Source organism: Acidovorax sp. (genome assembly GCF_046341535.1).
Classification (GTDB): domain Bacteria; phylum Pseudomonadota; class Gammaproteobacteria; order Burkholderiales; family Burkholderiaceae_C; genus Acidovorax.
Genome location: NZ_JBKDRI010000047.1, coordinates 1 through 9,324, shown reverse-complemented (window position 1 = coordinate 9,324; position 9,324 = coordinate 1). Strand labels below are relative to the sequence as shown.

Below are 9,324 nucleotides of genomic sequence, written 5' to 3'. Positions count from 1 at the left end.
GACAAGCGGTCAACTGCCGTTTTTATTGAGTCGGCATCAACCAACTTGAATGCGTTGATGCGGTTCGAAGCTCTGCGCAAGGCTTCGACAGGCTCAGCCCGAACGGCTGGTTCAAGTTCAAAGGTGCCGACTCAATAGGTTTAATCAATTTTGCAAAGGCCTCGTCAGCCGATCGTCATCAGACTGGCGTTGCCGCCTGCCGCGGCCGTGTTCACGCTCAACGCGCGTTCGATGAGCAGCCGCTCCAGCGGGATCTCGCTGGCACCCGGCGGCAGGCCCGTCACGCCCACGATGGGGCCTGCACGCCGCGCAAGGGCCTGGCAGACCGCGTTGAGCGACTGCGCATCGCCATGGTGCAGCACCGCGTCCAGTGGTGTGTCGCTGTGCTCCAGCGCATCGGCAGCCAGCAGCAGGACCCGCGCCTGAATCGCTGCGGGCAGCCGCCTTTGCAGGGCGCTGCGGGTGCCGGGCCACAGCGCAATGCCTCCGGTGGCCAGGACGGCCGCGGTCTGCACCAGAGCGTCGCTTTCGTCGGGTGCAATGCACAGCACATGCTGGCGGGCGACCAGGGTGTAGACGTTGCGCTCGCCGGTAGGGCCGGGCAGGGTGCGCGCGGTGCCGCTTTGGGTCTGGGTGGCAAACCGCTGGCAGGCTTCGGCCAGCGTGTTGTGGCTTTGGGCCAGAGCCCATTGCTCCAACCCGGCCAGCGGTGCCAGCAGTTCCTGGCGTCGGGTCACGTCGGGCGGTGCCAGGCGGTCAGAGTCGGCAAAGGTGCGCGCCAGCGCGTCGGCGGGGCGCTGCGATAGCAGGCGCAGCAAATACAGCGGGCCACCGGCCTTGGGCCCCGTGCCTGACAGCCTTTCGCCACCAAACGGCTGCACGCCCACCACCGCGCCGACCATGTTGCGGTTGACGTACACGTTGCCCGCGTGGGCACGGCTGACCACCCGGGCAATGGTCTCGTCGATGCGGGTGTGCACGCCCTGGGTCAGGCCGTAGCCGGTGGCGTTGATCTGGTCGAGCAGCGAGTCCAGGTCATTGCGGGCATAGCGCACCAGGTGCAGTACCGGGCCAAAGACTTCGCGCTCCAGCTCGCCCATGTGGTTGAGCTCGATCAGCGTGGGGGGCACAAAAGTGCCTTGCGCTTGCGACGCGCCCAGGTGGTTGGGGTGCTGGAAGACGCGGTAGCCCTTGGCTTTGAATGCATCGATGTGGCGGGTGATGCCTGCCTGTGCCTCGATGTCGATCACGGGGCCCACGTCCACCCGCAGCTGCGCGGGGTTGCCCACACGCAGCTCGCCCATGGCGCCTTGCAGCATGTCCACCACGCGGTCGGCTGCTTCTTCTTGCACACACAGCACCCGCAGGGCGGAGCAGCGCTGACCGGCGCTGTCAAAGGCAGACGACACGGCGTCGGCCACCACCTGTTCGACCAGGGCCGACGAGTCCACGATCATGGCGTTTTGACCACCGGTCTCTGCGATGAGCGGAATTGGGCGACCCGCAGCATCGAGCCGCCCGGCGATGGTGCGCTGCAGGATGCGCGCGACTTCGGTGGAGCCTGTGAACATCACGCCCATCACCCGGGCATCGCCCACCAGGCGTGCGCCCACCGTCTCGCCCTTGCCGGGCAGCAGCTGCACGGCCGCCCGCGGCACACCAGCGCGCCACAGCAGGCGCACCGCCTCGGCAGCGACCAGCGGGGTTTGCTCGGCAGGCTTGGCCAGCACGGGGTTGCCAGCGGCCAGCGCGGCCGCAACCTGGCCGATAAAGATGGCCAGCGGGAAGTTCCAGGGGCTGATGCAGGCCACCGGGCCCAGGGGGATGTGGCTTGCGGTGTCGAAGGTGCTTTGCACCTGGGCGGCGTAGTAGCGCAGAAAGTCCACGGCTTCGCGCACCTCGGCCACGGCATTGCTGGCGCTCTTGCCCGCTTCGCGCATCAGCAGGCCCAGCAGGGGCAGCATGCGCGCTTCCAGCGCATCGGCCGTGCGCTGCAGCGCTGCCGCGCGCTCGGCAGGGGGTGTGGCAGCCCAGCTGGCAGCCGCTGCCTGCGCACAGTCCAGGGCGTGGTCCACATCGGCCTCGGCGGCCTCGCTCACATGACCGACCAGGTCGCGGTGGTCGGCCGGGTTGCGCACTCGAATGGTGGGGCCCGCAGGCTCCTCAGCCGGATCGGTGCCCAGCAGCGGGCTGGCCATAAAGCCATGGTGGGCCAGGCCTTGCAGCGATGCGCCCAGCGCGGTCAGGGTGTTCTCGTTCGACAGATCCAGCCCGCGTGCGTTGGCGCGGTGTGCCCCATACAGGCCGAGCGGCAGGGGGATGCGCGGGTGCGCAAGCCCGGCCATGCCATCGGCAGCGGCCTGAGCATCCACCACAGCCACCGGGCTTTGGACCAGATCGTCCAGGGCAATCGTCTCGTCGGCGATGCGGTTCACAAACGAGGTGTTGGCACCGTTTTCCAGCAGGCGGCGCACCAGGTAGGCCAGCAGCGTCTCGTGCGTGCCGACAGGGGCATAGATGCGGCACGGGCGGCCGAGCTTGCCAGCGCCGATGGCGCCCACCACCTGCTCGTACAGCGGCTCGCCCATTCCGTGCAGGCACTGAAATTCGTACTGGCCCGCGTAGAAGTTGCTGCCCGCCAACTGGTAGATCGTGGCCACCGTTTCGGCATTGTGGGTGGCGAACTGGGGGTAAACGGCCTCGGGCGCGGCCAGCAGCTTTTTCGCGCAGGCTATGTACGAAATGTCGGTGTGCACCTTGCGGGTGTAGACCGGGTAGTCCTCCAGGCCGTCCACCTGGGCGCGCTTGATCTCGCTGTCCCAGTAGGCGCCTTTGACCAGGCGCACCATCAGGCGGCGGTGGGTGCGGCGGGCCAGGTCGATCACGTAGTCGACGACGAAGGGACAGCGTTTTTGGTAGGCCTGTATGACAAAACCGATGCCGTTCCAGCCCTCCAGCGTGGGTTCGTGACACAGGCGCTCGAGCAGGTCGAGCGACAGCTCCAGCCGGTCGGCTTCCTCGGCGTCGATGTTCAGGCCGATGTCGTAGTGTCTGGCCAGTTCGGTCAAACGCAGGACCTGGGGGTAAAGCTCGTCCATGACGCGGCCAAACTGCGCGCGGCTGTAGCGCGGGTGCAGCGCAGAGAGCTTGATCGAGATGCCCGGCCCCTCGTAGATGCCGCGTCCGGCCGACGCCTTGCCAATGGCGTGGATGGCCTGCTCGTAAGACTGGTAGTAGCGCTGCGCGTCTGCACCGGTGAGCGCGGCCTCGCCCAGCATGTCATACGAGTAGCGAAAGCCCTCGGCTTCCATCGTGCGGGCGTTGTGCAGGGCGTCTTCGATGGTCTCGCCCGTCACAAATTGCTCGCCCATCATCCGCATGGCCATGTCCACGCCCTTGCGGATCAGCGGCTCGCCGCCCTTGCCAATCAGGCGGCTGAGCGAGCTGCCCAGGCTGCCTTCGCTGTGCGTGGCCACGAGCTTGCCGGTAATGAGCAGCCCCCAGGTGGCAGCATTCACAAACAGCGATGGACTTTTGCCCAGGTGGGCATCCCACTGACCATGGCTGATCTTGTCGCGGATCAGCGCGTCGCGCGTGGCCTTGTCGGGAATGCGCAGCAGCGCCTCGGCCAGGCACATCAGCGCCACGCCCTCCTGTGACGACAGAGAAAACTCCTGCAGCAGCCCTTGCACGATGCCCGCGCGGCCGGCGCTGGCCTTGCGTTCGCGCAGACCCCCGGCAATGCGCAAGGCCAGTTGCCGGGCCGCGGACGCCTGGTTTTGCGGCAGGCGGGCCTGGGCCAGCAGGGGCGCCAGGGCCTCGGGTTCCGGGCGGCGGGTGGCGGCAGTGATGGCAGCGCGCAGGGGGCTGCCCAGCGGTGTGCGGGGCGCGAAGTCGGCAAATGGAGCGGGTGACTCGATGGTGGGCTGCGTCATGGTGGTGGTCTTTCGAAGGCAGGGTTGCCACACGGGTGGTGGCCTCATGGCGGAGATGATCCCTGGACTTTGATTGAATAAATATTCGAAAATAGCGGAATTGATCGAATAACTCACTAACTTGTATGTCTATAGAATCTGATCTAGACCGCATTGACCGCAGGATTTTGTCAATCCTGCAAGAGGATGGGCGCATCGCCAACCTCAAGCTGGCCGAGGCGGTGGCCCTGTCGCCCACGGCGGTGCTGGCGCGAGTGCAACGCCTCACGCGCGATGGGTTCATCCTGGGTTATGAGGCTCGGCTGAACCCGCTGAAGCTGGGGGCAGGTATGCTGGTGTTTGTGGAGGTGCTGCTCGATCGCACCACACCCAATGTGTTCGACCAGTTCAAGGCCGCCGTGCAGGTGCACCCAGAGATCATGGAATGCCACATGGTGGCCGGGGGGTTTGACTATCTGCTCAAGACCCGCTCGGCCGACATGAACAGCTACCGCGTGTTTGCCGGCAACGTGCTGTGGCAGTTGCCCGGTGTGCGGGAAACGCGCACGTACGCGGTCATGGAGGAGGTCAAGCACACCAACCAACTGCATCTGCGGTTGTAGCGCAGCGCAGACACGGGCGCACCCGTTACGCGCTCGCGACCATCGTGCGCGGCTACCAAGCCCGCATAATTCGGAGGATCCGACCGACCACCACAAAGGAGAAAGCCTCATGAAATCGCTTCCTAAAGCATCACCGCTTGCCGCTGCTCTGGTCGCAGCGCTGTTCAGCCAGGCATCGTCTGCCGCCTGCTATGTGGTGTACGGCCCCGACAAGGAAGTCGTCTACCGTGCGTTCGAGCCACCGGTGGATATGTCGCGCCCCATCCACGAGACCCTGACAGTCGTGGCACCCGGCTCGACCTTGGTTTTTTCGTCCGACATCACCGGATGCGAAGTCACGATCAACAAGCTGCCTTTGGTGGCACCGAAAACTGGCACATCCTCCACAAAGGCGCCCCGCGCTGACCGCCGCTAAGCTGCGGCCTGCGGCGACGCGCCCGGCTGTGGCCCGCAGCGGCCTGAGACAATCGGGCGATGAGCGAACCGAAAGAACTATCCCCCTCGTTTGAGCCCGCCGTTCAGGGCGTACATGATCTGCCCGACGGCTGGCTGCAGGTGCAGTCGATGGACCTGGAGGCGCAGGGCGTGGCCCGCCGTCCTGACGGCAAAGTGGTTTTCATTGATGGTGCCCTGCCGTTCGAGCAGGTCACAGCCAACACCCACCGCAAAAAGAACAACTGGGAACAGGCCAGCCTCACGGCCATCCATCGCGAATCATCCCAGCGCGTGCGGCCCGGATGCCCGCATTTCGGCCTGCATGCCGGTGCTTGCGGCGGCTGCAAGATGCAGCACCTGCATGTGGGCGGGCAGGTAGCCGTCAAGCAGCGGGTGCTGGAAGACAACCTCTGGCATCTGGGCAAGGTGCGCCCGCAGATGGTGCTGCGACCCATTGAGGGCCCCGCCTGGGGCTACCGCTACCGCGCGCGGCTGGCGGTGCGCCATGTGATCAAAAAGGGGCAGGTGCTGGTGGGCTTTCATGAGCGCAAGAGCCGCTACATCGCGGACATGCAGACCTGCAAGATCCTCCCGCCGCATGTGGATGCCATGCTGATGCCGCTGCGCGGCCTGATCGCCCGCATGGACGCCCGCGATACCTGCCCGCAGATCGAGCTGGCCTGCGGCGACACCGTAACAGCCCTGGTGTTGCGCCACCTGGAGCCCCTGAGCGCAGACGACCTGGCCCGCCTGCGCGCGTTTGCGGCCGAGCATGGCGTGCAGTGGTGGCTGCAGCCCAAGGGCCCGGACACCGTGCACCGGCTCGATGAAGGTGGTGAACAGCTCGCGTACGCCTTGCCCGATTTCGGCATCACCATGCCCTTTCATCCCACCGACTTCACCCAGGTCAACCCGCACATCAACCGGGTGCTGGTCTCGCGCGCGCTGCGTCTGCTGGATGTGCAGCCCCAAGAGCGCGTGATTGACTGGTTCTGCGGGCTGGGCAATTTCACCCTTCCCCTGGCCACGCAGGCGCGCGAGGTGCTGGGCATTGAAGGCAGCGAAGCCCTGGTGACCCGCTCGCGCGAAAACTATGAGTTAAACAAGCCGGTTACGCGCGACCGTAAAGCACTTTGTGCTACACAATTTGTAGCGCGCAACCTCTTTGAAATGACGCCAGCAATGCTGGTGGCCGATAAAGCAGCCGACAAGTGGCTGGTGGACCCACCCCGCGAAGGTGCGTTTGCCCTGGTAAGGGCCCTGGCCGATCTGGAGCAGGCGCGCATCGGCGCCGAGGGGGCCGCGCCGCTGCCCGCTGGTGCTGAAGGCTGGACATCACCCCAGCGCATCGTGTATGTCAGCTGCAACCCCGCCACACTGGCGCGCGACGCGGGTCTGCTGGTGCATCTGGCGGGCTACCGCTGCACGGCGGCAGGCATGGTGAACATGTTTCCGCACACGGCGCATGTGGAGAGCATCGCGGTGTTTGACCGGGTCTGAGCACAGCGCCGTGCGTCTGGGGGGCACTGCGCGCAGGGGCAGGGCCAGTGCCAGGGCCCTCAGCTGCCTTTGCGGCCAGCGCCGGAGGATCGGGACTCGGTTTCGCCAGCTTCCGGACGGGGCGACTTCTCGCGAGCGGATTTTTCGGCCTGCCCCAGCACGGCGGGCGCGCCGTCAAGCTTGTTCTCGCGCATGTAGGCGTCCATCTCCTTCCAGCCCGCAAAGATGGCTGCCTTGCTGGCCTTGGGGTTCAGCGTGTAGCAGTCTTCCAGGCCGCGCAGTGCGTGGCGGCAGGCCCCGCCGATGGCCTTGGACTCCTCTTCCCGCTGGGCCACCCGCGGGTCGGGTCCCAGGCCCGGGATTTTGTCGCAGCCAGACAGCAGCAGCACCGCCGCTGCGGCCAGCAGGCGGACCTCGGAGAGTGCAGGAGTGCAACGCATGATGTATTTTGATTATCGGCAGCTCGACCGCCGTATTGAGTGCTGACCGCTTGCCCGCCAAGAAAAAAGGCCCCCGCAGGAGCCTTTTTTCATGGGGCGGGCCAGGGTAGGCCAGGAGCGCGGTCTTAGTCGCGCTCGCCTCCCATGATGCCTAGCAGGGCCAGCAAGCTCTGAAACACGTTGAAGATGTCCAGGTACAGGGCCAGGGTGGCGCTGATGTAGTTGGTCTCGCCGCCGTCCAGGACTTGCTTGAGGTCGTACAACATGTAGGCGCTGAAAATGCCGATAGCCGCCACCGAAATCGCCATCATGCCGGCGCTGGAGCCCACAAACACGTTGATCACCGCGCCCACCATCAGCACCAGGGCACCCACCATCAGCCATTTGCCCATGCCCGACAGGTCACGCTTGATCACGCTGGCCAGGCTGGCCATCACAAAGAACACGCCCGCCGTGCCGGCAAACGCGGTCATGATGAGCTCGGAACCGTTTTTGAAGCCCAGCACCATCGCAATCATGCGCGAGAGCATCAGGCCCATGAAGAACGTGAAAGCCAGCAGCACCGGCACACCCGCTGCCGATCGCTTGGTCTTCTCGATGGCGAACATGAAGGCGAAGGCGCCGCCCAGGAACACGATCAGACCCAAGCCGCCGCTCAGGGAGCGCGTGATGCCGGTCGCCACGCCAATCCATGCGCCCAGCACGGTTGGCAGCATGCTCAGGGCGAGCAGCCAGTAAGTATTGCGAAGCACCTTGTGGCGCTCGTCCTGCGAGAGGCCATAACCCGCAGAGTGGCCCAGGGTGGTGACTTGGTCGTTCATCATCTTGCGTCTCTCCTAGTTGGCCTGCATGTCGCAGACCGTTCTATTTTACGGCGCGCGACGTTTTCAATCTTCAAATCCATGCCCGGTTACCTACTTTTGGTAAGGATTCTTTCACCCTGCGTAGGGGTGAGCCCCGGAGAACTTCCCGATATGCTCGGGCTTCTTCGTTGCTGCGGGCCCGTGCCCGGTGGCGCGCTCTTCATCCCGCACTTTTTGCACCATGAAAACCAAACCCGAACTCGAACTTGCCGACGTCAAGACCATTGCTGCCGCTGCCGAGGCAGAAGCGCTGAAAAACCAGTGGCCGGTCACCATTGCCATCGTGGACGATGGCGGACACCTGCTGTGGTTGCAACGCCTGGATGGCGCGGCCGCTGTCTCGTCCCACATTGCGCCTTCGAAGGCCCGCACCGCCGCCCTGGGCCGCCGCGAGAGCAAGGTGTATGAAGATGTGATCAACGGTGGCCGTACCTCGTTCCTGAGCGCGCCCACCATCGACGGCCTGCTCGAAGGGGGCGTGCCGATCATGAAGGACGGCCAGTGCCTGGGTGCCGTGGGGGTCAGTGGCGTGAAATCCACCGAAGACGCTCAGATTGCCCGGGCGGGCATTGCCGCCATCGGCCTGTAAGCGGCGTGCCGTGGCAGTCTGTCACCTTCAGGGCTGCGATGCTGCCCCGTGTATTGCCTGTTTGCTATTGAGTTGATAGTAATCAGGCCCGTAAATGAAAGGGCTTGAGGCCATTTTGGCTTCAAACCGCATAAAAAACGTCCAAGTTCCGGTGTTTAAGTTCTGCGCGCAGTGGCATCGCGGGGGAGTCTGAAAAAAAGCCTGGCTACGCGGGCTGCCCCGTTGGCTGGCAAAAACGGCCCTTGGGGACTTGGATCAGCCTCGGAGTCGCCCCACGATCAAACCTGGTGCAGATGAGGAGTGAAGCGGTGTGTGCGCGGGGCCGGTGGCCGGGCCCGCACCATCCGTCACTTGGTCAGGATGAGTTTTCCGAGCTTGGTGGCCTGCAGTCGGTATACCGAACCGTTGTGGCTGATCGATACGGCCTTCTGGCCTTGGAGCAGGGCACTGCTGTCCACGGCGGCCGCGGGTTCGCCGGTATTGAGCGCATGGGTGCGGGCGGCGGCATGCCGGTCATCGGCGGGTGTGCGGAGCATGATCGAGGCGGCGGTCAAGGTGGCTTGCATGAAGTCTTCCTGTAGCGGGTGGTTTGTTTCTGCAATATCGCTAATGATAACGATTCGCAATTACAAGTCAACCGGGATTTGCCTTTCAGTCGGTGAATCGGGAAGGGCAGCGTGTCGCAACGCCCCGGCAGCCGTGAGGTCTCCCCGCTGCTCTCAGTGCATCGGCGCGGGTGAGCGGGGCGGAACGGGCCGCCGGGTGGGCGAATCGATGTGCGCAAAGCCTGCCTCGCTTGCGTCCCGCATGCCATAGGAGCCTGTCGGACTTGGAAATCGTCGGCTGCAAATCGACCGCAGCGGTCCATTTTTAACCGCCTTTTTGCCCCATAGCTCGGCTATGGGGCTGCAAATTCGGCAAAAACTGTCCTCGCTGGGGCCGATTTTCGCTTTCGACGCT

8 protein-coding genes are annotated in these 9,324 nt (G+C 64.8%); 4 read left to right on the top strand and 4 right to left on the bottom strand.

Annotated features, from left to right (window positions below; translation table 11 throughout):
* Nucleotides 1-164: 164 nt before the first annotated feature.
* Nucleotides 165-3,935, bottom strand: coding sequence for a trifunctional transcriptional regulator/proline dehydrogenase/L-glutamate gamma-semialdehyde dehydrogenase (gene putA, locus ACK543_RS03175; protein WP_409941409.1), 3,771 nt, complete (start codon nt 3,933-3,935; stop codon nt 165-167).
* 125 nt (nt 3,936-4,060) lie between these two features.
* Here putA and ACK543_RS03170 point away from each other — a divergent pair, with 125 nt between their 5' ends.
* The 3 genes from ACK543_RS03170 to rlmD all read left to right on the top strand — a co-directional run bounded on the left by ACK543_RS03170 (nt 4,061) and on the right by rlmD (nt 6,472).
* The gene (locus ACK543_RS03170) at nt 4,061-4,537 is read left to right on the top strand and encodes an Lrp/AsnC ligand binding domain-containing protein (RefSeq protein ID WP_409941408.1); all 477 of its coding nucleotides are present in this window, start codon (nt 4,061-4,063) and stop codon (nt 4,535-4,537) included.
* A gap of 109 nt (nt 4,538-4,646) precedes the next feature.
* The gene (locus tag ACK543_RS03165) at nt 4,647-4,952 is read left to right on the top strand and encodes a hypothetical protein (RefSeq protein ID WP_409941407.1); all 306 of its coding nucleotides are present in this window, start codon (nt 4,647-4,649) and stop codon (nt 4,950-4,952) included.
* A 59-nt stretch (nt 4,953-5,011) separates the two neighbouring features.
* Nucleotides 5,012-6,472 (top strand): 23S rRNA (uracil(1939)-C(5))-methyltransferase RlmD, encoded by a 1,461-nt coding sequence (gene rlmD, locus ACK543_RS03160; RefSeq protein ID WP_409941406.1) that lies wholly within the window; start codon nt 5,012-5,014, stop codon nt 6,470-6,472.
* 59 nt (nt 6,473-6,531) lie between these two features.
* Here rlmD and ACK543_RS03155 read toward each other — a convergent pair whose 3' ends face one another.
* Together ACK543_RS03155 and ACK543_RS03150 are read right to left on the bottom strand one after the other, a co-directional pair.
* Entirely contained in the window at nt 6,532-6,912 is a 381-nt protein-coding gene (locus tag ACK543_RS03155) for a hypothetical protein (protein WP_409941405.1), read from the bottom strand.
* A gap of 125 nt (nt 6,913-7,037) precedes the next feature.
* Nucleotides 7,038-7,733, bottom strand: coding sequence for a Bax inhibitor-1/YccA family protein (locus ACK543_RS03150; protein ID WP_409941410.1), 696 nt, complete (start codon nt 7,731-7,733; stop codon nt 7,038-7,040).
* 223 nt (nt 7,734-7,956) lie between these two features.
* Here ACK543_RS03150 and ACK543_RS03145 point away from each other — a divergent pair, with 223 nt between their 5' ends.
* Nucleotides 7,957-8,364: a GlcG/HbpS family heme-binding protein gene (locus ACK543_RS03145; RefSeq protein ID WP_409941404.1), complete on the top strand. Its 408-nt coding sequence runs from the start codon at nt 7,957-7,959 to the stop codon at nt 8,362-8,364.
* Between the two features lie 347 nt (nt 8,365-8,711).
* Here the strand turns inward: ACK543_RS03145 and hemP are convergent, their stop codons facing one another.
* Nucleotides 8,712-8,930 carry a hemin uptake protein HemP gene (gene hemP, locus ACK543_RS03140; RefSeq protein ID WP_409941403.1) on the bottom strand — a complete coding sequence of 73 codons (219 nt, stop codon included), beginning with the start codon at nt 8,928-8,930 and terminating at the stop codon, nt 8,712-8,714.
* Nucleotides 8,931-9,324 lie beyond the last annotated feature (394 nt).

Bases quoted from the DNA above. Each gene is read 5' to 3' on its own strand.
- putA (WP_409941409.1), bottom strand. From the start codon at position 3,935: ATGACGCAGCCCACCATCGAGTCACCCGCTCCATTTGCCGACTTCGCG.
- ACK543_RS03170 (WP_409941408.1), top strand. From the start codon at position 4,061: ATGTCTATAGAATCTGATCTAGACCGCATTGACCGCAGGATTTTGTCA.
- ACK543_RS03165 (WP_409941407.1), top strand. From the start codon at position 4,647: ATGAAATCGCTTCCTAAAGCATCACCGCTTGCCGCTGCTCTGGTCGCA.
- rlmD (WP_409941406.1), top strand. From the start codon at position 5,012: ATGAGCGAACCGAAAGAACTATCCCCCTCGTTTGAGCCCGCCGTTCAG.
- ACK543_RS03155 (WP_409941405.1), bottom strand. From the start codon at position 6,912: ATGCGTTGCACTCCTGCACTCTCCGAGGTCCGCCTGCTGGCCGCAGCG.
- ACK543_RS03150 (WP_409941410.1), bottom strand. From the start codon at position 7,733: ATGAACGACCAAGTCACCACCCTGGGCCACTCTGCGGGTTATGGCCTC.
- ACK543_RS03145 (WP_409941404.1), top strand. From the start codon at position 7,957: ATGAAAACCAAACCCGAACTCGAACTTGCCGACGTCAAGACCATTGCT.
- hemP (WP_409941403.1), bottom strand. From the start codon at position 8,930: ATGCAAGCCACCTTGACCGCCGCCTCGATCATGCTCCGCACACCCGCC.